This is a genomic window from Sphingobacterium sp. UBA5996 (genome assembly GCF_002429765.1).
In the GTDB taxonomy this organism is placed as follows: domain Bacteria; phylum Bacteroidota; class Bacteroidia; order Sphingobacteriales; family Sphingobacteriaceae; genus Sphingobacterium.
Genome location: NZ_DJAS01000010.1, coordinates 1 through 25,297, shown reverse-complemented (window position 1 = coordinate 25,297; position 25,297 = coordinate 1). Strand labels below are relative to the sequence as shown.

The following is a 25,297-nucleotide window of genomic DNA, read 5'->3' as shown; positions in this document are numbered from 1 at the left end:
AACAAGCACACGATGAAAAAGATCAATATCCTCTACGCGATGGCCTTAGTTAGCTTGGCGTCTTGCAAAAATAATGACTGGGAGTTCCCAGACTTTGAATTTCAATCGGTATACTTCGCCTATCAGACACCCGTCAGAACGGTAACGCTGGGCGAAGACATCTTTGACAACACCCTCGACAATCAACATAAGGTTCAAGTCATGGCCACTACGGGCGGCGTGTATAACAACAAGAAAGATATTCGTATTGACTTCGTTGTCGACAACAGCCTCACAAATGGACTCAGCTACCCGAATGGGCAGTCGATCACACCTTTGCCGACCAGTTACTACCAACTTGCCAGCAACCAGATCAGCATACCAAATGGTAGCCTCACGGGCGGTGTAGAGGTACAGCTGACAGACGCATTTTTTGCCGACCCTAAATCTTTGGAGACCTATTACGTCCTCCCATTAAGGATGACAAAAGTTGCCAATGCTGATTCTATCTTATCCGGTAAAACTCCTTTACAGGCAGCCAATAGGGCTATCGCATCCGATTGGGATGTCGCGCCAAAAGATTTTATCTTTTATGCACTCAAATATATCAATCCTTGGCACGGCAATTATCTCCGCCGAGGCACCGACCAGATCGTGGGCAAAGGTGCTAACAGCAACTTGACTAAAAATGTTGTCAGGCACCAGGCTTATGTCGAAAAAGATGAAGTCAAAAGCGTCAGCACAGCAGCACTTAAAAAGTCGATTTTGCCGCTATCTTTTAAGGGAACTGATAATGTTAATATCAATGTCAATCTGAACTTAACTTTTGATGATGATAACAATTGCAGCGTTAGCTCGGGCAGCGCGGGTGTATCCGCGTCAGGGACCGGAAAGTTTGTCAAACGGGGCGAAAAAAATAGCTGGGGCAATGCAGACAGAGATGCACTTTATCTATCCTATACGATCGATATGGCACAAATGAGTGTCACAAGCAAGGATACCCTCGTGATGCGGGACAGATCTGTCAAAATGGAAACTTTTACACCCACTAAAAAGTAGTATCAAATCAATTATGAACCGCGATGAAAAAAATCAATAAAACTATCGTCATCCTACTTTCGCTCGGCGCCGTATGGAGTTCATGTTCCAAATATCATGCCCTGGAATACGCCGTCGACAAACCGGAGAAAGTACTTGCACAAGAAGATATAAATGCCTACAACCCATTAAAAAGTTATTTGGATAAGCAAGCCAACCCCGGATTTAAGCTGGGTGTGGCGCTCAATATAAACGACTATTTAAATAAAGGGGTGCTTTACCGCTTAGCCAACCGAAATTTTGAAGAAATGGTCATGGGCTATGAAATGAAGCATGGTTCCATTGTGCAGGCAGACGGTAGCCTCAACCTATCCCGTGTGGAGCAGCTTATCACGGCCGCACAGGAAAACAATATGGCTTTATATGGGCATACGCTGTGCTGGCACTCGGGACAGAATGCGGCCTATCTCAATAAATTAATAGCACCTGTGGAAATACCAGGTTCCGACGGGCCAGCCCTAGCTGGTCATGCTTTAAAAATGAGTAATCCTTCCGTTGTCAACCCTTGGGAAGCACAGACAGCCTATGCCATTAATTCCATCGAGGTGGGGAAAGAGTATGTCTTAAAGATCGTCGCCCGGGGCAACAAAATAGGCAATATTAGCATTGATCTGCAGAGCACCCCCGAATATACCGCAGACAATATGGGGTCATTGGCATTGACCACAAGTTATAAAGCCTACGAGCTTAAAGTAACAGCGACTGCTGCTCGAAATAATTTTATTATCAATTTCGGCCAATACGACGGTACTATATTCATCGACAAAGTTGTGCTCACAAAGACCGGTAGTTCAGCTAATCTGATTGCTAACGGGGATTTTGAAAGCAATATAGATGGCTGGGGCGGCTGGGGAAACAACTCCACTAGGGCACAGTCAGCAGATGGTGAGGGCTATGGCAGTCTGGGAGGCTACATTATTGAAAAAACACCGGCAGAGAAAGAAGCCATACTGACCAAAGCGCTGGAGACATTTATTGCTGGTATGCTGGAAAAAACCAAAGGTTACGTCAAAGCTTGGGATGTCGTCAACGAACCGATGTCCGACTGGCCAGACCAATATGCTTTAAAGACCGGAATCGGAAAGACCGATCTGGCGGATGACGAATTCTACTGGCAAGATTACTTAGGGAAAGATTATGCCGTAAAAGCCTTCCAGCTTGCCCGCAAATATGGCAATGCCAACGATCTCCTATTCATCAATGATTATGGCTTAGAAGGCAGTGGCGACAAATGTAAGGGGCTAATCGCGTATGTCAGCTACATCGAAAGCAAAGGTGTTAAAGTAGATGGGATCGGCACCCAGATGCACATTGATATCAATACCAGCAAAGACAATATCGTCAGTATGTTCAATCTATTGGCCTCCACAGGTAAGGTGATCAAAGTATCCGAGCTGGACATTGGCTTAGGAAATGGCATCAAGACTAGCAATGCCACGGCTGAAATGTATAAGAAACAAGCTGACCTGTACAGATATGTCGTTGAGAAATATCTCGAAATCATTCCAAAGGATAAGCAGTACGGTATTACCATATGGAGCCCATTGGATAGCCCCGATCAGGAGAGTTCATTCTGGCGTCGCGGAGAGCCGATTGGTTTATGGACCGAAGGATTTGTCCGAAAGCCAGCCTATCAGGCAGTGGCCGAGGCATTGGTAGCTAAAAAATAAGATCATTAATCACCCTTAAATATTTAAATTATGAGAACAAACAACATGTGGTTACTGGTGGTCTTTTTAATGACCTTCCTTTTCAGCTGTTCGCGGCTGGAAGAAAAAACGCTAACCAGCGAATCCGAAAGAAGTCTTAAATCCAATGTTTCTGCGCAAGCCGTTACAAACTGGCCTCGCCCAACTCCAACATTACATGTAGGAGGAAAGTACCTCAAAGATCCATGCGATAACAACATCGTCCTTCATGGGGTCGCCATTACTCCAAGCCCATGGTTCAACGGCTGTCAGTACGGTGCCAACTCAGGGTACTGTACCTGGGATAACTACAATGTACAAGGTGCCCTCAACTACAACAAAGCCGTCATTGACAAACTCAGCAGTGCAGCCGATGGTTGGTACCTGAATTACATTCGTCTCCACATCGACCCTTATTGGACTAACGATCCAGGAGCGCCCATTCCTGAAAACGACATCTCCAGGTTTAACTATAATCGCTTGGTTACCTACACCAACCAGGTTATTATTCCTTTGATCAATCACGCCCGTAGCCGAGGTATGTATGTTATCTTACGTCCGCCGGGGGTATGCCCACACCGTATTGCAGTAAACGATGCGTATCATACTTATCTTAAGACGGTATGGACTTTTCTTTCGCAACACGCTTCACTGAAGAATGCAGACAATGTGATGTTTGAGTTGGCCAACGAGCCCGTTGAAATATTGGGAACAAATGGTACCTGGGGGATGACTGGCAGCGAGCATTTCGCTGCACTGAAAAATTTCTTCCAGCCATTGGTAAATATTATCCGTAACAACGGTGCCAATAACGTATGCTGGATACCCGGTACCGGTTGGCAGTCCCATTACCAAGGCTATGTCAATAACCAGATTACCGGTGGTAACATCGGCTATGCGGTACATATATATCCAGGGTACTGGGGTGGTGTCAATACCTATCAAGCCTTTCAAAGTGCCTGGAATACTAACGTGAAACCTATTGCTGACATTGCGCCGATCGCGATTACAGAGACAGACTGGGCTCCACAAGGATATGGTACCTTCGGTACAGGTTCCACAGGTACCGCTGGTGGCAATGGCTTTGGAGCAAATTTAAAGTATATCGTGGATCAGTCCGGCAATGTGAGCTGGAATCTTCTTGCTCCGGACAATCTGCTCCACAAAGGAGATCCCAATGGTGGCACAGCCTACAACAACGATTGGGAAGCATGTGCAGCACCAAGCAAACAATGGTTTCAGCAATATGCTGCCTCCAATTATCCGATGTCTAACTGCAATGTCACTAGTCTGGTCAATAATGGAATTTACGAGATTGAATTCCAAACCGACGCTAACAAAGTCCTTGATTTAAAATCAGGTCAGGATGCCGATGGTGCTGTACTCAGACCCTGGACTAGAAATGGTGCAAATGCACAACGATGGGTAGCGATCGATGCCGGTAACGGATATTGGCGCTTTGTATCCAAAGCGAGTGCGAGCAATCGTTGCATTGATCTAGCCAGTAACAGCAATGCACTCGGAACCTCCATCCGCCTCTGGCAGAATTACAGCAATGATGCTCAGACATGGAAGGTAACGGCTGTAGCAAATGGATATTACAAAATCGTATCAAAAGTCGATGCCACACGCGGATGGGATATCCCCAGCTGTACAATGGATGGGAACTCCAACCTGCAGCTTTGGGACTACTACGGTACATCCTGTCAATTGTTCAAATTCAAATTTATAGCAATGAACTAAATAATATCTTTTCGCGGTAAGCTGTGCTTACCGCGAAATATGTTAATTTTAGAAATATAAAAAATTCCACGATGCGACAAACACCATTTAAAATCTTGCTGTTCATCTTCCTGCTGGGGAACGTTTTAAGAACAGCAGCTTTCGCCCAAGACAAAAACTTTCATATATACCTTTGTTTTGGACAATCCAATATGGAGGGGCATGGCCAATTCGAACCACAGGATACCATCACCAATAGTCGGTTCCATGTACTTGCGGCAGTAGACTGTCCCGAATTGGGAAGGCAGTATGGCAAGTGGGCTCCCGCCCGTGCACCGCTCGCGCGCTGCCACACAGGACTTACACCGGCAGATTATTTTGGCAGAACGCTTACAGAAAATCTTCCTCAAAATATCGAGATCGGTGTCGTCAACGTTTCGGTAGGTGGTTGTCATATACAGTTATTTGATCAAGACAGCACGGCCAGCTATGTGGCAAAAGCACCGGAGTGGATGAAATCCATGCTTGCAGCTTATGACAATAATCCGTATCAAAGACTTGTAGCATTAGCCAAGATAGCACAACAGAAAGGTGTAATCAAAGGCATCTTACTTCATCAGGGCGAATCCAACACCGGCGATCGCCAATGGCCTAATAAAGTGAAAAAAGTGTATGAAAATCTATTGCGCGATTTGCACTTGAGAGCAGATGAAGTGCCCCTACTTGCAGGCGAACTCCTATCGGCCGAAGCCGGTGGCAAATGCGCTAGTATGAACAGCATCATCCAAACTTTACCCGCCACTGTACCGACAGCTCATATTATATCCTCCGCAGGCTGCGAAGGGATTAGCGATGGATTGCATTTCAGCCCCGCTGGATACCGAAAGCTGGGTAAAAACTATGCGGCAAGCATGCTTAAATTGTTAACAGAAACAACGAAATAAAAAAGCTAGGGAATCCAATCCCTAGCCTTAAAACATAATCAGCGATACAGATGCTCGTCGATATTGCCATTTCTTCCAAAAATATTATCCTTTTAGAATTAAAGGGAATAACAATACGGCGTCTCTGACCATTAATTATCAAAAATTTTGGCCAACTCCTGGTGTAACAGTTCACCTTTGATATTGATAGCAACAATATTTCCTTGAGGATCTACCAAATAATTTTGCGGTACAGCACGCACACCATACAATACCGCGGCCTCATTGCTCCAGCCCTTTAGATCTGCGACATGTACCCAGGGCAAACCATCATCTTTGATCGCTTTTAACCAGGCATTTTTCCCCTTTGTATCATCCAAAGAGACTGCAAGTACTTCTAGCCCCTTACCTTTATATTTGTTGTAGGCCTTCAATAAGTTAGGGTTTTCGGCACGGCAGGGGCTACACCAGCTCGCCCAAAAGTCGATCAGCACATATTGGCCTTTAAAGTCCGATACCTTGATCATTTTCCCCTGGGTGTCGGGCTGTGAAAAATCAGGTGCTTTATGACCAATTTTCACACTTCTTTCCGCTAAGAAACGAGCCTCCAGCTGTCGCCCATTCGTGGTTTGACGCACCTCTTTGGACAGCTTTAAAAATAGCGGTTCGATCTCACTGAGCTTACGTTTATTGGCCGCATCAATAAGTGCATCCACCGCAAAGATCGAATTGGGGTTTTTGGCAGCAAAAGCCAACTCTTTAACCCGTCGTGTTTCAAACCGTGCTTCAAACTGCTCATGGATAGCCTTATACTGCTCATTGGCATCAGGAGCATCTTGTTTCACAGCCCCAAAAGCCTTATTCCCCGCATCAATGATATCCATGAAACCACCGCCAATTTCCTTTAAATAAGAAACGTAAGCATCATGCAGCGGCGATCCTTTTATGGCAGCAGTACGCAGCGAATCTTTGATAGCTATGTTGTAAGTTTCATTGCCTAAATAAAAGTATAACCGATCTCCGATATTTTGTGCGATCAATTTACCTTTACCGTCCTGATCAAACACCATTCTGGAGTAAGCAGGCTCCTCAACAGCTCCTTTGAAACTAAACTTTCCATCCACAATAGCCGATGAATCCGAGACTGGAAATCCGTCTTTTGTATAATCTAGATACACTTTTTTACCATTAAAAGCTTTTGGTGAAGTTCCTTTTATGTAAAAGCCGCCTTGTTGTGCGTACAGCCCAAAAGGGCTAACAGCGAACAGGAATAGCACAATTTTTAAAATTTTCATCGTTTTTTGAGTTATTTGAGTTATTTGAGTTATTTGAGTTATTTAAATATTTTGTTAATGTTACTTTCTCCAAGTTATATCCACCAAATCGCCTGGAATCCCATCAATTTTCTTGACAAGCTCGCCATTTTTTCCAACCTGTACAGCTAAGTAGTAAAGCGATCCTCCGGCGCCAACAATCAGCGTATCCTCACTTTCATCCAATTTTAGTAATGTAACTGTTGATTTGAAAGCCATTTGCAATTCTTGCACTTGTTCATTCAATGGGTTATATCTAAATACTTTATCTTGATAAGCTATATAAATATAGCCTACACGGCTCGCCACCATTTTTGTATCTGCATGTATCCACTCGGAATGAGAAAACAGCTTTTTCTGTAATGCCTCAAACTTAAATTCCCGCATAAAATCGGTCTTAAATTTAAGTTCATATATTTTCCCTGCATCATCTTTCATATACGCATAAATATCCGTACTATTAATCTGTACCATTTGCATAAGATCCATTTTCACATTAGTCGGATCAAATACTTCTCTGCCAACCGTACTGTATTGCGTACCAAAATACATCGCACCCCCATACAGATTAACCCGTACAAACTGTCTCTTGTTACTTTCATAGGCTGTAATGAAATGGTCATTTTGTACCTTCGTAATAATAAACTGTGGCGCCAACACATAATTTCCATCTGCAGGTGTTCCAAACATGCCGTAAGTATTACTTTGATTCCAGGTGCTGGTAGCCCCACCATAAAATTTACCATTGATAACCCCAAGCAGCACCCCTTGCTCATACATTTGCAAATCCCCAACATCGATATTTTCTGGTGGTAAGAAAAAGTTTTCTTTCAGTGTACCGGGTTTAACCTTTTCTTTTTTAAGCTCTTCCAAAGTCATGCGAACCCCTCCATGCTTTCCTATATACCAATACGCTAATGGAGTATTGGCAATGGAGTGATTGGCATAAATAATGTGAAGCGGTTCTGATGGCAACACCTCATTGTTAATAATTTCATAAATGTTTGGCAAAATCGAGTTATCAGGTTTTATGAAAGTAAGTTTGCTTACGCCCTTGTCGTTGGACAGCACAAGTGAACCTCTGGAAAATTCAGTAATTCCTTGAATATAGAAATCATGGAAATACTTCATATTATTGCTAAGATCTGAAATGGTAAACCTCACCTTATATCGATTTGCTCCCAGCCCAAACGCCAGGCGCAAAGTCGCCCCGCTGTAATGATTTGCCTCTGGATCAATGGTCTCTGGCGCACTAATTTGCCAATCGTACGATAGATTACTTAGCTCTACACCCGTTATTTTCGGTTTAATGATCAAACTATCCCCGACGCGTACTTCATAGACTGCATCCAATCCCTGAACAATAGGTTCATTGGGAATATGTATCGAATAATTCCCCTTATCCTTGTAACAACCGTAAAAAAAGGTGCAAATTAAAAGGATAAAACTATATTTAATTATTGCAGTTAGCTTAAGTTTGTTGAATTTCATGTTATCTCACCTCCTTTCCATTTTCATCAATAAAGAAATACTTACCAGTGGAATTATTTCTCTTAATTAATATTTTCCTACCGGGATTATTAATAGGATAAAAATCATATGTTTCGCCATTATCTTTTGTAGTTAGTGCATAACCTTTTTCCGGATGATCGTTGACCCATTTAAATGGATCGTTCAACATAGCTAGTAAAAGATTGACGAAATATAGATTTTTAGGGGCATCTAAGCCATTTGTGGTTAGCGACTTCTGCTCAGTTACAATGTAAAATAACTGATGTTTCACTTGAGAATAATTATTCAACCAATTGTCCCACCAACTTGGGCGCTCCAATTTTGCGGATAAAACCAATTTGACACGAATAAGATCTGGATTTCGGATACCGAAATCTGAATTTTCTTTTAATTTGATGATCAATGATACAGCACGATGCTCCAGATCCTTTACATTATGTACAATAATGGGCAAGTAAGTTCGGCCTTCTTCTGCCTTTAGGGTATATGCCGTCTCCAGTTTGTCATAATGTATTCCTGTTTTAGCCGTAGATGAATCAGCTACAACATAGGCCTCATATTTTCGAGGTTTAGCCTCGCGATACCCCATAACCTTTACGGGAACGTAAACTGTATCACTCGATTTTTCCAAATCATAAGCAAAGGTGTAAATGATACTATCCCGATCGACATCATTCAGGTCAAAATAGACGTTTGCTGGTTGGCCGTAGGTTATCAAGCTTGCTTTTTTACAAGAAAACAGCAAGAGCAGGCCTAATAACATAAATAAAATAGGGTTAAATTTCATGTAATTATCTTTTAACGTTGTCCATAAATAATCTCATCATCAGGAAGCGGCCAGACAAAAATTTCCTGTTTAGCCGGAATAACCTCACCATGTTGGCCATTGATTGGTAAATTCAACCGCTTATAGAGATAAAACAATTGCCCTTCAGCATACATTTCTTTTCGGTATTCTTTGACTAGTTCGCTGATAAATTGATTCTTTGTACTTACTTGCAATTTTTTCCCGATCTCGCGGTGTTCCCTCACCTCATCCACTAATGCTAGCGCTTTAGTAGGATTACTGTCATAAGTACATTCAGCGGCGATATAATACATTTCACTTAATTTGATCGCCGGAGCGACCAAATAATGTAGATTAGCGCTAAAACTGTCACTAAATGAATTTCTCCTAAACTTCAGAAGTGTAGATGCACGTTGCGTGCCCAAACTTCTGCTTTCAAACCACTGGGTGAATCGTATATCCGTGCCCCCATCGCCAGCAACATTATAGATGGTTCGCGTTTCATCTTCGTCCAAATACATCCCGACCGTTCCGTCCACAAACCAGTCATTATTATAAGTTCCACTCATGGCAGGTATATACCAAGCAAAAAGCAATTCCTTATAAAAAATGCGATCTTTCTTATCAGGTTCTAAAGCCAAAAAATCTGTTTTATTGGTCCACGGAAATTTGTTCGCATTGATAACCTCGTTGGCATTAGCTAAGGCTTTCACTTGATCGCCCTGATACAAATAAATCCTAGCCAGCAAACCACAAACAGCGAAATAATTCAATCGGTGTCTTCTATTTTGTAAAAACAGCTCACTGCTATTTAACTCTGAATTTTTTAAAGTATCCGTTATAATTGGGTAGCCTATTAGATAAGAAGGCTGCCTAATTGGGTCCACTTTTAGGAGATTTTTAGCTATTTCCAGATCTCGAATTGCTGAGTCCAGCACTTGCGCCACCGTAGAAAGCTTGGTTGATTTATTCGAATAGCTTGTTACATAAGGAATGGCATCGGACTTGTTATTTAGCATCGGAGAAGGAGCAAAGAGTCGAAGCGCATCAAAATGAAGATAAGCCCGCAATGCCAAAGCTTCTCCTTTAATTAATGCGTAGTTATTGCCTACAAATAGTTTCTGCTTCTTATCGATCTCTTCTAAAATTAAATTCGAATTTACAATCCCATTGTACAGACCCTTCCAAATGTTATCCTTCCTAGTAATAAAATTAGCGTCTTGATATTTAAATTTTTTAGTCTCCTCGTACCTTAATTTATCACCACTGGCCATGACATAATTTTGAGCCAAAACTTCTGGCGTTCCTATGGTCAATTCCAATCCGTACAAGTCACTTTTTGACGCACGCGTATACACCCCTAACAATGCCTCTTTAAACCCATCCTCAGTAGAAAAAAGCACATTTTTGTCTACATCACTTTCTGGTTGTATATCCAACCATTTAGCGCAGGAAAATAAGCTCAATGTGGATATCAGTATTAAAATTTTATGAATATTTTTCATATTGTCTACTCTTATATTTTCGATTATAAACCAGCCTGAAGGGTAAATGTGACTCTTCGTGCAAAAGGATAAGTAATCCCTCTTTCCACCTTAATGGAAGACCAACGGAACAAATCATTAGCTATGACACCTATACGTAGGCTAGATAAAGCCAATTTTTTAGCAAACTCTTTACGGGCATCGTATGATAAATTAAACGATTGAAGGGCCAACAATTTATCGGGCATAATAAAGCGAGAAGAAACACGGGTTTGGCCAAGATCTTGAATGCTTTTGTAGAAAGTTACATCTCCAGGATTTTTCCATTTTTCCGCTAACACGCGACTGTCCACATTATAGCGTGGATCGGCATTTTCGACGCGGTCAACCAGCGTCTGATTATAGGTTTTTCCACCAAACCTAGCTTGAAAATAGGCCACCACCATAAATTGTTTATACCGCAAAGTTCCACCAAAAAATCCTTCCAGTTTTGGCGTTGCCACAGCAACAACATCAATATCACGTGAATCCCAATCATACGTTAATTGACCATTCTTTTTCAGAAATACCTCTTTTCCACTTTCTGGATCAATACCTAATGAGGGAACAGCATAAATTGCATCCAAAGATTGTCCCTCGTTATAGCGCAATAACGGTACAGCTTTTAAATCGTCTCCCTCTTGAGCCTCATCGACCCGCTGGTTATAGCTTTTTAGGGCATTTGATATCCGGACAATCTTATTTCTATTTCGGACCAAGTTGGCCATCAAACTCAGGGTCCACTGCTCATTTCGAATCGGAATCCAATTTGCATTAATTTCAAAACCTTTGTTTTCCAGATCACCTAAATTCTCCTTGTATGAACTAAAACCCGTCGAAGGAGCTAGATTAATATCAGCTAAAATATCCCGTGTAATTTTATAATAATAACGTGGCGATATCGTCAAACGATCCTTCCAAAGCCCCAGGTCGATCCCAAGATCCGTGTTTTGTGTTTTTTGCCAAGTCAGGTTTTCATTTCCGTAATTCCTAACTGAACTCCCCAAGCCCGATGAATACCAATTGCTTTTATCATAACTATAGGTGGTACGGGCCATATATGGATCAAATTGTACCGATCCTGTAAGACCCACCGTTGCCCTTAATCTTAATTGACTGATGACGTCATTGCTGAACCACGATTCTTTATGCATATTCCATCCAATACCAGTCGACCAAAATGGGGCCGTCCGTCTATTCGCTCCGAATTTTGATGAACCATCCATACGAAATGTGGCGTCAAACAAAAAACGGTTGTCATAGGAATAATTTGAACTTAAAAACACACCAAATAATCGTGAAGCACTGATGCTACTTGCCGGACTTCCCCCCTCTTCATAACCTTTAGCAAATCCTATACTAGTAAATCGGTCATTTGGAAATCCTATCGCCTTGAATGAACGCTCATCGAAGTTTTCTGTGCGGATATTAGTACCTCCAACAATATTAAAATTATGTTTATCAAGGGTACGCATCCAGTTTAAGCGTAGATTGGCATCCCAATATAATTCGTTATTTGAATAACTTTCATAGCTGCCTTTTTCGTCTGTACGGGAAGTAGCATAGGTATAAAAATCATTTGCCGACGGTGAGCGGAAATTGTCATTTGCGTTGAGGCGTTTTAATAAACTGACCTGACCACGTAAGCGCAAACCATTACCCAAATCAAAATCCCCTGAGAAGTTGTTCAGCAATTCGGTATAGCTGAGTTTATTAAAACTATTTAATGTTGCATTATAAAGTGGATTTAATACAACTTCTCGATTAAAGTTACCCTCGTTTGTGCGCCGGTTCCATGTATCCACTTCTTGTAATATATTGCCGTTGTCGTCAGTCATTCGATAATATGGGTTCATATTCACGTATTCAGAAAATGAGCCATAAGGGGATTCCGTACCTCGCACTATCGTTACCGCAAGTTCATTCTGAAATCGGAGCTTATTTTTCACATTGTACGTAAAATTTAAGCCTCCAGAATACTGATCTCGTCCTGAACCCTTCATTACCCCAGGTCGAGTTTGATAACGTAAATCTACACCATAGCGGAAAGTTTCAGCTCCACCTTGAACGTAAAGGCCATGTTTTTGTCCAATCGCAGTGCGAACGGGTTGGGACAACCAATACGTATCTACCCCACCCAATACATTCGCTAATTTGTTATAGTACTTTTCATCCAGCTCTTCTTTTGATCGCTGCTGTATGACCGGATCATATAGTCCTGCTAATTTCTCATAAGCTAATTTATCGCTTGCATGTAATAAACTGTATCCTGTAAGATCAGGTGTATTTACATTGCTTTCATGCGTATAAGTCAATTGCAGTCTACCTTCCTTAGGCATCTTGGTTGTGATGACCATAACGCCATTGGCCGCTCGAGAGCCATAGATCGCTGTCGCCGCCGCATCTTTCAAAATTGTAACACTCTCTATTCGGGTCATATCAAGGTCGAGCACTTTTTGAACACTGACTTCGAAACCATCTAAAATAAACGCCGGCATATTGATGGCCGTCGTAATATTATCTCTTCGTAATACCTCACCGCTACCAGTAGGCAGTGACGACGATCCACGCACATTGATATTTGGCAAGGCATTCGGATTGGAGCCCGCAAGATTATTGTCGAGTAATTTAAACGATGGATCGAATACCTGCATCGCTTGTAGCACGTTTTGCGGATTTACCTGCCGCAGTTCATCACCGCTTTTGGTAATCGCGGTTCCCGTATAGGAATCTTTTTTTAGCACTTGATAACCTGTAACAACCACTTGCTCCAGTGCATTTGCCTCTTCTTCCATCACGATGCTATAATCGTCTTTAGTTTCAATCAAAGCGAGGGTGAAGTTTTTATAACCAACCCGACTTAATGTAAGCGGTTGCGTTGTGCCAACAAAGGAAAAACGCCCTTCTTGATCGGCTACTGCAATGGTATTACCCATTTGTGAAATATTCACTCCGGAAAGAGGCACCCGGTCTTTTCCCAGGATTTGCCCCCGGATCTGCTTTTGCAATGGTTTTCCCCCTTGTGGAAGGCTTCTGGGTTCAGCTTTCGGTGGACTAGCTTTCCGTTCCAGGAAAATTGTCTTCGATTCAATTGTATAGCCTATATCCTGCGGACTTAATATTTTATCAAGAAATAATTTAAGGGGCATTTTGTCCGCTTTGATGGAAGTTGGCTTTGCCGATTCCAACATTTTTTTGGTTCCGAGCACCTCATAATTCGTCTGAATCTTGATAGCCTGCAGCACATCCATTAGCGGAACATTGCGCCCGGAATAGGTTACTGTTTGCGCATTTACCTTCTGGCCCAGCTGGAGTAAGACAGCAAAAACTAGCCATAAAAGGGTTCTGGTCGCTTGTGAAAAACAACTTAATTTCATTAATTCTAGTTAGTTTAGTTAGGTTAGATTGCAGAATCCACTGATTAGCTAAGTGGATTAACTGTCCAAATTGTTAATTTATGTTGTGTGGTCAAGTATAATTCTCTGTTCTCTAATGGCCTCCTTTCTGTGCTTTAGAATCATTATGTTCAATGATGAGTTTCCCATCGTCCGTCAGATGATACGACAGATCCTGATCTTTTAATATATTGAGGATGGTTGATAACTTGCTCGTTCTGAATGTTCCTCCAAAGAAGGAAACATCAGGCACATCGCCCTTATAAACCACATCAACCGCATACCATTGGGACAGTTCATCCATGACCTGCCGAAGTGACTTTCCATCAAAATTAAATTTGCCGTATACCCAGGCGATTTCCTGCTGTACGTTTACGGATTGTTTGATCAGCTGCGTTCCAGTGTTGACCGACTGATTTCCAGGCAGCAAGTTTACTTTTTGGCCTTTGATCAGTTCCTTTACCTGTACGCTACCCTCTAGCAGAGTTGTTTTAATTTGGGTTGATGTCGGATACGCGTTAATATTAAACTGCGTTCCAAATACTTGTACCTGCTGATTTTTGGTATGGACTATAAAAGGCTGATCTTTTCTTTTGGCAACTTCAAAAAATGCCTCGCCTTGGAGACTGACCTCGCGTTTGTCCTTTGCAAACTCCGTTGGATAAGAAAGTATCGTTCCGGCATTCAGCTTAACCCGCGTGCCGTCGGGCAAAGTGACATCATAGGTACCACCACGAGGAGTTTCTATTTTGGCAGACACCGCCGCATCGATCGAGGCTACTTCATGACCGTCGTCATAGCGTATATTACCCCCATTGATAACCACTTGTTTTTCATCTTTATTCAATGCATACCGTCTACCGTCCGAAAGTGTAATGATAGCCTGATGTGAGGCTGGAAGCCGGTCAATTGCAACTGTGCGCTGCGTTTCAACCGGATGACCGTTGTCCTGAAACCAATACCAGACGACAGACAGTGCCAAAAGCACGCTCGCGACAGCGACGTAAGGCCATAGACGCTTCACGAGTCCAACTCTTTCCTTTGAAGAATGGAACGAAATTTTAGTCTTTAGCGACTCGAAATTATGTTGCTTATCAAAATGCGCCAGACGGGCATACCCCTCACGTTGTTGTGCCTCATCCAGGCAACGTTGATAGACCTGTTGGTTCCATATCGATTCTTGCAGCCAGCTCTCCAAAAAAAGACGGTCTTCGCCACTGAGCGTTCCCCGCATTTCACGCAGTACAAGCGAACTGATAAGGATAAGTTTTTCTTCTTCTTTAGGATCCATTTTGAGCTATTTCATCTATAGATACCACACCGATTTAAAAAAGTACCAAAGACAACTGAAAAAAAATTAAATTTTTCCAAAAAGAACGATCAATGAGAGTAGATAATTAAAAGAATCGCGCTTCAAATGTTGGCGTAAAAGGCTTAGAGCACGTAATTTTTGATTTTTTACCGTTTGGATACTTAACTGCAGTAGATCCGCAATTTGCTGGTTGCTGTTGCCTTCGAGATAGCTCAACTGTATAATTTCGCGAGCTTTGGGTGGAAGCTTCTGAATAGCTTCATAAAGCTCGGCCATCGCTTCAGTATAAACTATTTCATGCAGATAGGATTTTTGATGCTGTTCCTGCTGCGCCATATAACTATCCACCCGATTCAATCTTCTGCTCCGGGCGGTCTGATGATTGATCCCAACGTGCCGGGTAGCCTGATAGAGGGCTGCCTTCAGATGTGACAGGCTCTCATAGCGTCGTCCACTTTCCCACAAGCGAATAAAGCCCTCTTCGGCAATATCTTGCGCTTCTCTGCTTTCATCCACAAAGCTTGATGCATATAAACAGATACGGCTGAAATAACGATTATAAACATGCGCACAAGCCTGCTCCTCTCCCTTTAGGAAAGCTTCAAGGAGTTCTTTTTCGCTCGTATAATTCATGGGTAGATTCGTTTAGCTAGCGGTACATCTTTTCGTGGATAAAGATAATTGAGTTTTTCATAATTTTAGTAATTCAGCCATAAATTTTTCAGCAAACTGCTTTGAAAATCAGTTAAAGTCAGTAATTTATTCAGAACTGTATCCTTACTCTTGTTTTTTGGCTCACAAATCCGCTACCTTTGAGCTATGCTTTTCAAAGCCAAACCTAAACCGTTAAATCAGCTTCTTTGTAGTATGACACGTTCCGCCAGACAATTTCCTGAAAACAGCATGCTCCGATATTTTATGATCTGGAAAATCCTGTGTCTCACCACATTTTCCGCCTACTGCCCAGCACAGGAGAGGCATACCGCCGACCGCGAAATACCGAGGCCTATTATTGAACGTGCCCTAGCGGCTTCCATAAAACTATTTGGTATCGACAGTGCAAGCCGCCAACAAAATAGTGCGCCTTTCAGTGGTGTCATTGTACGCTCAGATGGCTTTATTCTCACTGTGGCACATGCCACAAAGCCCGGCAATTATTATCAAGTTATTTTTTCCGATGGCAGCCAAGGTATTGCTAAGGCGCTCGGAAGATTGGTCGTCGACCAACAGCATAACTTGCCCGATATTGCCATGATGAAAATGCAGGGCGAAGGCCCCTGGCCTTTTGCAGAAATGGGCTGGTCCTCATCCATCATTGAAAACCAACGCTGCTTTGGACTATCGTATCCGGAAACACTACCTTTCAATATTCCCTTTCTCCGTGCTGGACGCATTCTAAAAAAAATGGATGAATATGGTTTTATTCAAAGCAGTAGTATTATGGAACCAGGCGATTCTGGCGGTCCCTTATTTGATGCGCTAGGGCGCGTAATTGGTCTTCATAGCCGTATTGATGCTCCTGAAGGCACCAATTTCGAAGTTCCCGTAAACAGCTACCGCAGATACTGGCGATCATTGACCCAGCCAGCAGCGATCCATAGTTACCCCACGGCGAACGATTCAATGGACAGTGATCCTTTAGCGGTGAAACTCATGGCATTAGGATTAGAAAAAACAGCAAAACCTCCGAAAACAAAATTTCAGTCCATTTCGATCAGTAGTACATTAGGTGGAGATAGCCTGCATATTTTAGGCACTGCTTTTAACCTGACAAACAATAAACAGGTAATTTTATCCAAAAGCAGTCAGGTCGGCGAAGCGCCAATTATCAAATTTGGAGACAAAGCCTATGCCTTGAAGATCCTGCTTAGAGATGACAAAAACGACCTTATAGCGCTGGTCAGTGACCATAAATTTCCCGCTTTCACAATAACCAAGACTACCGCACAAGGCATTCCTGATTCCTTACTTGGAATAAAGTTGTGGTCGCTACTTTCGGCCAGTCAGCGTAAAACCGGCGTCCTCGGCATGTTGCCCCAAAGATTTCCAAGAATTTCCATCCCCGGAACTTTCGATGCGCAGATGCAAGAAATTCAAGGCCTTCCAACCTTAACACAATTAGATAGCATGGGTGCTGCAGACCGAGCTGGACTTCATCCTGGCGATGAAATAATCGCATTAAACGGACATGATGTGGCGAGCGCCGCTAAAATCAACGCGGCGATGCAACAATTTTATGCAGGTGATACACTCGAAGTTCGCTTCCGACGTGGCGTGAACGAGCTGCAAACGAAACTTATTCTTTCCAAATGGAACCTTCGGGAAAACCCGCATCCCGCAAACAACATTCCGCAAGGGAAGTCATTGCGAAGGGATAATTTTCCGCGAGTATTTATCCACGATTCTCGTATCCATTCCGACGAATGCGGGAGTCCGATGATCGATAGCAACGGTAACTTCATAGGCTTCAACATTGCACGCTTTAGTCATACCGCCTGCCTTGCTATCCCGCGAGATACAATTATAGCGTTTTTATCCAGCCTCCAACACATGCTGTAGCAACAGAAAAAATCAAAACTTTACGTTATTTTTAATACCATCGCAATGTTGTTTTGAACGAAGCTCTCAGGTAAGGAGACCTGAAGAACATTGTCGAGTTGCTGATAGGAAATACGATCATCACTCCCGAGCAGCTGTATCCGCCTTACTTTTCTCGAATTCGGGGCCGAACGGCCTAAAGACTTAATTTTGATTTGCTTTTCGGTCGGCATCCCCATAATAAAGGCATACAAGACATTCCCCTTCGTGGTAAAACGGACGTCATCGCTGGTAAAAGCTTTTCCTTTCCCTTCATTGAAACCCTGAACACTCAATGACGGAGCCTCCTCCTGTGCAGGTCCCTCCCCAAAGATAAGCCATGGTCTCGTTCCAATGATGGCTTCCTGATGAACAGCCATCCAGTTTCCTATTCCTTGCACCACCGCCTTCGCTTTCTCGTCAATAGAACCATCTCCCCGCAAAGGTACACTTAATAATAAATTACCATTTTTACTGACCACATCAATCAACATGTGGACCACAGTTTTAGCAGATTTATAGTGATTATTATCATAAATACGACGGTCGTAATGCCAAGAGCCTATACAAGTACAGGTCTGCCAAGGCTGCGGTTCAATGGTATTGCTTTGCCCCCGTTCGATATCCCATACCAAGCATTTACGTTGCTGTTCATTCAGGATCTTCCCATTAATGACTACATCAACTTTACCATTATTTTCCTGCATGCTCTTATTATAAAAATCGGCGGCAATCTCCAGTCCAACATTACTTATTGGATAAAGCGGTAGCACCGTATCGTCGAAATAAACGATATCAGGATTGTAATTATGGATCAATTCCATCGTCCGCGCTTTAAAATTTTCACAGTATGCTTTATTAGGTACACTCACGCCAGAGTCGACATCCCAATGCCATTGCCGATGGACGGTATGATCGTCTTTGCTATCCAAACTAAGTTCATGCTCCTGCGCGTAAAGCTCCTGAGGGTCGTAGTCTGCCCACCATGTCCCTACACCATCTTTTTTTGTCAATTTACCATCATAAGGAACTCCGGCAAACTTTCCTTCTTTGTCACTTCGCTGAGCCGTTTCATACCAGGTCCAAGCATGTGCTGCGTGAACGCTCACGCCAAATTTAAGCCCTCTTTTTTTTGCTGCACTTTCCCAACCGCCCACAATATCTTTTTTAGGGCCAACATTGACGCTGTTCCATTTATGGTGGCTGCTGCGGTAAAGGTCCAAATTATCATGATGATTCGCTAGGGCCATAAAATATTGGGCTCCAGCATTTTTGTACAATTCCATCAATTCTTCAGGATTCCAATTTTCAGCTTTCCACTGATGAATAACATCCTTAAACCCAAAAATGGAAGGATGCCCATATTTTTGAACATGGTATGTATATTGATCCGACCCTTCCTGATACATGCCTCGCGCATACCAATCCCCCCTTTCCGGCTCACACTGTGGCCCCCAATGTGCCCATATACCAAATTTAGCATCCCTAAACCAATTAGGAACCTGATAGCTTTCTAGCGAACGCCAGTCGGGGTGAAAAGGAGCTTTTCCGAGGTACGCATGTGCCGCGCTGAATTTACCAAGGAAAAGGGTCGGAATAGTTGCACCGAGAAACTTAATTGCTGTTCTTCTGTCCATGATATGATGATCTGCGAAATGCCTCACCTAAAGATGTTCGACAAAGGCATTTGGTTTATAATCTGTTATCTTCTTGAATATCAAAAATACCTGAATTGAACCAACAAAGAAACTACATAATCGATGAATACTAATACAATATCGACACAGACACCTTTTTTTGTGCCGTTAGGCAATAAAAAAGGTGCCCTAAAAAGGGCACCCCCACCTAACACTAACTATGAATAAATAACCAATAACTTTCTCAGATCAATTGTTCATCTCATTACCTTTTAAATTTTTATTATTATCCAGTTCAGCTTGAGGGAAAGGATAATACATGGCTTTTGGCGACCAGCCCCCTTTCTTCAACGGCTCCAACCAGACAGGATCAGCCATTCCCCACCGCAACAAGTCAAAATACCGTTGATATTCACCGAGGAATTCGACAAATCGCTCATGAACGATAATATTTTTGACGGTATTCAATGAAACACCGTTTTTTACTAAACCCTGCGCAAGCAATCCGTCTACGTCAGGAATTGTTCCATTCGATTTTTGATACCAAAGATGCGGCTGTTCATCGGGAACGATATTATTGGCACGCTTCCTAACCAGGTTGATGTATTGCTTGGCTCCGGTGACATCCCCCCGCTCGTTGAGGCACTCCGCATAAAGAAGCAGCACATCACTATACCGAAAAATGCGGTCGTTGTTACCATTATCATAATCCGCTATTTGAACATCAGGACAATATTTTCTTGTGCCATATAAATCCTTATTAGTCGCTAAATTTTTCATCCAGTCCGTATAAGTGGTGACCTTACCATCCAATTGCGTAAAATTCGCACCATTCTCACACCATAAAGTCATGAACTTTCTAGGATCGCCGTCCTCAAATTGATCATGCGCCATTTTATTGGGAGCGAGATTCCACCAAGCGCCACCAGTACCGTCAAACATGCCGATTTCCTGCCATCGCCACGAACTCGATATATCGTCACCTAGCCAACCCGGGCCATTATAAAGCTGCACTTCAAAAACAGACTCCTGATTATTCTCTTTTGTCTCCAAGAAATTGTCCCTGTAAGAGGACATCAACTGGTACTCCTTACTATCAATAACACTTTTTAATTGAATCTCAGCATTTGCAAAATCCGCCGCCTGTCCTTTGGCCAAAATGGGTTTATAAAGGTAAGTTTTGGCGAGATAAGCTTGTGCAGCACCCTTTGTCGCTCTACCGATCATTTTACTGTCGGCATAAAGTGCTGCCCGTGTTGGCAACAATCCCGATGCCTTCTTGAAATCATCCACGATCTGCGCATAAACGGCTCCCGCCGGTGCATTGCCTGGATAATAATCTTCATTTGTTTCAACAGGTTTACTCATTAGCGGAATGGTTTCTCCAAACAACATTCCCAGATGCAGATAATTCAAACCTCGCAGAAAATACGCTTCCCCCAGCAGTCTATTTTTTCTATTCTGGTCTATTTCGCCCTCAAATTTCTGAATACGGTCGATAGCTAAATTAGCCGCAAATACCCCGTTCCAAAAATCTCTCCAGGTCTGAGCTGTCATCCCATCGCTCGCAGGCGTATTGTAGCTATCCTGATACATAGGCTCCCACTTAAACGTGTGGTTGTAATCATCTCCAGGAGCCAAAAGCTCAAAATACAAACTACGTGCATATCCACCCTGCGTACGCCCGATCAGCGCCTGGTATGCAGGTATAACCGAATTCTCCAATTGATCTGCTGTCTTATAATAGGTGTCTGTCGACAATTCCTGCGGATTGGAGAGATCCAAATTTGGTTTACAACTCGAAAACTGTAACAGCAGAGCAGCAGCAGCAAGTTTTATATAGTGTCTATTTATGATGTCCATATCGTGGTTAGAATGTAAATTGAATACCCATAAAATACTCTCTAGAATTTGGGAAGCTTAGTCCCCATGGCGTTTGCCCATCAATTCCACGGCTCAAATTCGAGCGTGTATCGCCCGACCCCACTTCAGGATCATACCCCGAATATTTGGTAAAGGTCAGCAGGTTTTTTGCGCCGACATAAAACCGTAATCGGTCGATCTTCCAGCGTTCAAGCGTTGGGCTAGAAAAACTGTAACCAATATTGACGACTTTGAGCCGCAGATAAGAACCATCCTCAACAAACCTGCTCGAAGCCCTTAAATTCTGATTAGGATCACCAAGCACAGCACGTGGAATATCGGTATCTGTATTTTTGGGATACACTGTCGTTTCACCGGATACTGGATTTTTGAAGATAAGTTCCTCCGCACGGTAGCGATCCAGCGTAGAAGCAAAATTGTTATAGTAATGGTACATTCCCTCGCCCCAATAGCGGCTATTATTGTAGATATCGTTCCCTTGACTTCCCTGCCACATCATCGACAAATCAAAAATCCCGATAGCACTGCTATAACTCACGTCAGCATTGAACCCATAGCTAAAATCGGGTATTGGGCTTCCCAAAAAGTCCTTATCCTGATCATTTAAGACCTTGTCGCCATTTCGGTCGTTGAACCGCACATCCCCAAGTGCTGCATTGGGCGCAAAAGCTTTATCTTCATCTAATTGGGCTTGGTTTGTATATAAACCGTTGGTTGTGTAGCCCCAAAATTCCCCCACTGAACGGCCAACGGCTGTCCTCGTTACATTTTCTCCGCCAGGTGAGATACTTCCCCACAAAATTTCATTATTATTGCCCAAGCTGAGCACACGGTTTTTCACAAAAGATATATTGGCTCCGATTTGATAGCTAAAATTGCCTGCTCGATCTTTATACGATGCTAAGACATCCCAGCCCCTGTTCCGTATGCTACCGGCATTCAGCACCGGAAAGTTGTTGCCATACCCAGCAGTGAACGAAATAGGCACATTGATCAGCATGTCTTCAGTCCTTTTATTGTAATAGTCGACAGTCAAAGCCAATTTATGATCAAAAAGTTCCAAATCGACACCAATATCAGTAGAGTACTGGCTTTCCCACTTTACATTCGGATTAGAAGGAGTCTGTGGTAAAGCACCAGTCACCATCACATTGTTGAGATAATACCACACATGATCAAAACTAACCGTCCGTTGATATTGATATTGTGCAATATCCGAATTACCCAGAAGTCCATAACTACCGCGGAGCTTCAATTCGCTGATTGCAGGAAATGCTTTCATAAATGATTCCTGACTGATGCGCCATCCCGCAGATACCGAAGGAAAGTTTCCATAACGATATTGGTTGCTAAAGTTGGCCGATCCATCCCGTCGCATATTAAATGTCAGGAGATATCGATTGTCGTAATTATAGTTGACACGTCCAAGCATAGAATACATGGCCGACTGCCCCACGCCTGACCCAACCAGGCGGGAACTCGCCAAGGAGGCCGAATTGAGAATCAAAACATCTGGACTTGGCAACCCCCGGGCCCCGGCATTCACCGCATTATAACGGGATTCTTCCGACGTGATACCTGCCAAAGCCGAAATGGCATGTTTGCCAAAATTATTTTCATAAGTCAGCGTATTTTCAAATAACCATCGGTTATTCTGACTACTGGATATATTGAGTTCATCAGGACTATGGTTTTGATATTGACCGACCGAGTAGTTGCCAATGTAACCCTCATTCCGCACCCGGCTAAGGTCTATTCCCATATTAAATTTATAGACCAGTCCTTTTATAATTTCATAGGTAGCCCAGGCATTCCCGTTTACCGAAAAGTTATCATTGAAGTTTTTATTGAGGTATGCATTTGCCAATGCACTCTGCACGTCGGTTCCGTTGCCAGCTCCTGCAAATCCGGTACTGCTATTCGCATCATATAGCGGCAATGTCGAAGACCACTTCTGCGCATCGATGATATTTTTATCACTCCAGTTCCGGCGGGTATAGCCCAAGGAAAGTGTTTCCCCTATCTTAAGTTTACCTTTGGTAAAATCAGAGATGAATTGGGCGCCATAATACTTGTTTTTATCTTGAATAATAATGGATTTATCTGTAGCATAAATACCACTTAACCGAAAATTGGCATTTTGAGAACCACCCGAAAGGGAAAGATTATGCCGTTGGTAATTGCCGGTCTGCAACAGTTCATCCATCATGTTATATCCTTCCCCAATGGCCGTCGGTTTAGCGAGCGCAGCCAGGTAGTCTTGACGTGAAGGATCTTTATTATACATTTCCTCATTAATCAATTCCGCCAGCTGCTGTCCGTTTAATAGCGGTACATCATGAGAGATATTTTTGATGCCAGCGAAAGCATTGTAATCAATCTTCACATCTCCGGCTTTACCCCGTTTTGTGGTGACCAAAATAACGCCATTGGCACCCCGGGCACCATAAATGGCACTAGATGCAGCATCCTTCAACACCTGAATGCTGGCAATATTATTCTCGTCGGGCATTGCCCCGCCGATCATGCCGTCTACCACATAGAGGGGATCAGTTCCGTTAATGGATCCTACACCACGGATACGAATAGCTCCATTGGTTACCTGCACACCGGGCACAGCACTCTGAAGCGTGGCTATCGTTCCTCCAGGTACTTTTACAAGATCTTTAGTATCGACAACCGCAATAGAAGATGTTAGATCCACCTTCTTCTGATTACCATATCCAACCACCACAACCTCATCCACCGCAATGGTTGTGGCAACAAGTGGAATGCTCACCTCTGAAGAGTTACCAATGACATATTCGACGAGTTTATAACCTACATTGGACACAATAATAGTCTCGCCCGGATTGAGCTTGAGCACAAATTCACCTTTCTCATTTGTGGATGTACTGAGTGTTTTATCTTTCACTCTGATCGATGCCCCGATAATGGGCTTTCCCTGATCACTTATGATCTTCCCATGGATCACTTTTTCTTGAGCAGACAGTCGTCCAATGGACATTAACATGGAAGCTATTAACAACCACTTCACTTTCCTATTCCTCTCTTTGGAAAAACAAAAGAAAGATGACACATAATTTCTGTTCATAATCTTACTTGATATAAATTTCTTGCTGCCTATTAAGGCAGGTACTTGGTTATTTATTGATATGAATTGGTTATTACTTACTTTCAAATTGTATATACTCACCCAATATGTGGCATATCGCCACATAATATAAGCTTTCTTCAATAAGGTGTATGCTTAAAAAATCATCATTCCCTTTATCAGCTCATTCCTTGTAAAATGAGTTAGCCATTTGCTAGTTGGTTATAAAGCAAAACTATTGTTTTCATTAAGATTCCTTTGCAACAAATATTTAAAAGAAGGGTAAAAATGTTTAAAACACAGGATCGAAGCGGCCAATGAAGATGTTGAATATCGCGCCAAATACCACAAAATCACGCTCTTTTAGAAACGGTTGCTAAGATTTTGTATCAAAATACGGTAATTCAATCGCTCAACGAAAACAATTTTACATCAAAAAACCAGCACAATAATTTCTAATCATTTAAAGAAATATTAGATATTTTTTTGCATCTTTGATATGATTTAAGCAATCGAATGAATTAACCATTTAATGATGTTTTGGATATTTTATCCAACCTACTAAAAAAAGAGCCAAATGTTATGGAATATTTTTCACCATTGAAACACCGTTCCGATGAAATCAAAAAATTCATTGCTAATTGTGGTATATTTTCCTTGCTCCTGAAAAATGGTCAAGTCATCCAGTTTATACCAGAAAATCCCGATCATTTTACCGAATGGCTAAACAGCAAGGGGGTTAAAAATATTAGAGGAAAACAGACCAATCCATGCCAATCTATCTTTGAGGAAAAATAGACATTATTTTTAGCTATTGGACTAAGGTCATTATGAGGCTGTCTCAAAATGACAG

16 protein-coding genes are annotated in these 25,297 nt (G+C 42.5%); 6 read left to right on the top strand and 10 right to left on the bottom strand.

Features of this window, described 5'->3' with window-relative positions:
• Positions 1–12 precede the first annotated feature (12 nt).
• From B3E00_RS06775 to B3E00_RS06760, 4 genes are all read left to right on the top strand, one after another.
• Positions 13–1,038, top strand: coding sequence for a DUF5627 domain-containing protein (locus B3E00_RS06775; protein ID WP_293937789.1), 1,026 nt, complete (start codon positions 13–15; stop codon positions 1,036–1,038).
• A 23-nt stretch (positions 1,039–1,061) separates the two neighbouring features.
• A complete protein-coding gene (locus tag B3E00_RS06770; protein ID WP_293937787.1) occupies positions 1,062–2,747 on the top strand; it encodes an endo-1,4-beta-xylanase in 1,686 nt (561 codons plus the stop codon).
• A gap of 30 nt (positions 2,748–2,777) precedes the next feature.
• Positions 2,778–4,508 carry an RICIN domain-containing protein gene (locus B3E00_RS06765; RefSeq protein ID WP_293937785.1) on the top strand — a complete coding sequence of 577 codons (1,731 nt, stop codon included), beginning with the start codon at positions 2,778–2,780 and terminating at the stop codon, positions 4,506–4,508.
• A gap of 71 nt (positions 4,509–4,579) precedes the next feature.
• On the top strand, positions 4,580–5,431 hold the full coding sequence (locus tag B3E00_RS06760; RefSeq protein WP_293937783.1) for a sialate O-acetylesterase: 852 nt from the start codon (positions 4,580–4,582) through the stop codon (positions 5,429–5,431).
• 131 nt (positions 5,432–5,562) lie between these two features.
• On the opposite strand, the gene B3E00_RS06755 is transcribed toward B3E00_RS06760, so the two are convergent.
• The 7 genes from B3E00_RS06755 to B3E00_RS06725 all read right to left on the bottom strand — a co-directional run bounded on the left by B3E00_RS06755 (position 5,563) and on the right by B3E00_RS06725 (position 15,885).
• The gene (locus B3E00_RS06755; protein WP_293937781.1) at positions 5,563–6,705 is read right to left on the bottom strand and encodes a TlpA disulfide reductase family protein; all 1,143 of its coding nucleotides are present in this window, start codon (positions 6,703–6,705) and stop codon (positions 5,563–5,565) included.
• 60 nt (positions 6,706–6,765) lie between these two features.
• Entirely contained in the window at positions 6,766–8,214 is a 1,449-nt protein-coding gene (locus B3E00_RS06750; protein WP_293937779.1) for a PKD-like family lipoprotein, read from the bottom strand.
• Between the two features lies 1 nt (position 8,215).
• Complete coding sequence (locus tag B3E00_RS06745) at positions 8,216–9,022, bottom strand: DUF4843 domain-containing protein (protein WP_293884967.1); 807 nt, start codon at positions 9,020–9,022, stop codon at positions 8,216–8,218.
• Positions 9,023–9,033: 11 nt separating this feature from the next.
• Positions 9,034–10,527, bottom strand: coding sequence for a RagB/SusD family nutrient uptake outer membrane protein (locus tag B3E00_RS06740; RefSeq protein ID WP_293937777.1), 1,494 nt, complete (start codon positions 10,525–10,527; stop codon positions 9,034–9,036).
• A gap of 23 nt (positions 10,528–10,550) precedes the next feature.
• Positions 10,551–13,922 carry a SusC/RagA family TonB-linked outer membrane protein gene (locus B3E00_RS06735; protein ID WP_293937775.1) on the bottom strand — a complete coding sequence of 1,124 codons (3,372 nt, stop codon included), beginning with the start codon at positions 13,920–13,922 and terminating at the stop codon, positions 10,551–10,553.
• A gap of 112 nt (positions 13,923–14,034) precedes the next feature.
• Positions 14,035–15,231 carry a FecR family protein gene (locus B3E00_RS06730; RefSeq protein WP_293884964.1) on the bottom strand — a complete coding sequence of 399 codons (1,197 nt, stop codon included), beginning with the start codon at positions 15,229–15,231 and terminating at the stop codon, positions 14,035–14,037.
• A 66-nt stretch (positions 15,232–15,297) separates the two neighbouring features.
• Entirely contained in the window at positions 15,298–15,885 is a 588-nt protein-coding gene (locus tag B3E00_RS06725) for an RNA polymerase sigma factor (protein ID WP_293886269.1), read from the bottom strand.
• A gap of 234 nt (positions 15,886–16,119) precedes the next feature.
• On the opposite strand from B3E00_RS06725, the gene B3E00_RS06720 reads away from it, so the two are divergent.
• The gene (locus tag B3E00_RS06720) at positions 16,120–17,811 is read left to right on the top strand and encodes a trypsin-like peptidase domain-containing protein (RefSeq protein ID WP_293884962.1); all 1,692 of its coding nucleotides are present in this window, start codon (positions 16,120–16,122) and stop codon (positions 17,809–17,811) included.
• A gap of 20 nt (positions 17,812–17,831) precedes the next feature.
• Here B3E00_RS06720 and B3E00_RS06715 read toward each other — a convergent pair whose 3' ends face one another.
• The 3 genes from B3E00_RS06715 to B3E00_RS06705 all read right to left on the bottom strand — a co-directional run bounded on the left by B3E00_RS06715 (position 17,832) and on the right by B3E00_RS06705 (position 24,444).
• Positions 17,832–19,466, bottom strand: a complete 1,635-nt coding sequence (locus tag B3E00_RS06715) for an alpha-L-fucosidase (RefSeq protein ID WP_293884961.1) — start codon at positions 19,464–19,466, stop codon at positions 17,832–17,834.
• 249 nt (positions 19,467–19,715) lie between these two features.
• Complete coding sequence (locus tag B3E00_RS06710; RefSeq protein ID WP_293884960.1) at positions 19,716–21,329, bottom strand: RagB/SusD family nutrient uptake outer membrane protein; 1,614 nt, start codon at positions 21,327–21,329, stop codon at positions 19,716–19,718.
• 7 nt (positions 21,330–21,336) lie between these two features.
• Positions 21,337–24,444 (bottom strand): SusC/RagA family TonB-linked outer membrane protein, encoded by a 3,108-nt coding sequence (locus tag B3E00_RS06705; RefSeq protein WP_293937773.1) that lies wholly within the window; start codon positions 24,442–24,444, stop codon positions 21,337–21,339.
• 582 nt (positions 24,445–25,026) lie between these two features.
• Between B3E00_RS06705 and B3E00_RS06700 the strand changes: the two genes are divergently transcribed.
• Positions 25,027–25,242, top strand: coding sequence for a hypothetical protein (locus B3E00_RS06700; RefSeq protein ID WP_209575016.1), 216 nt, complete (start codon positions 25,027–25,029; stop codon positions 25,240–25,242).
• Positions 25,243–25,297 lie beyond the last annotated feature (55 nt).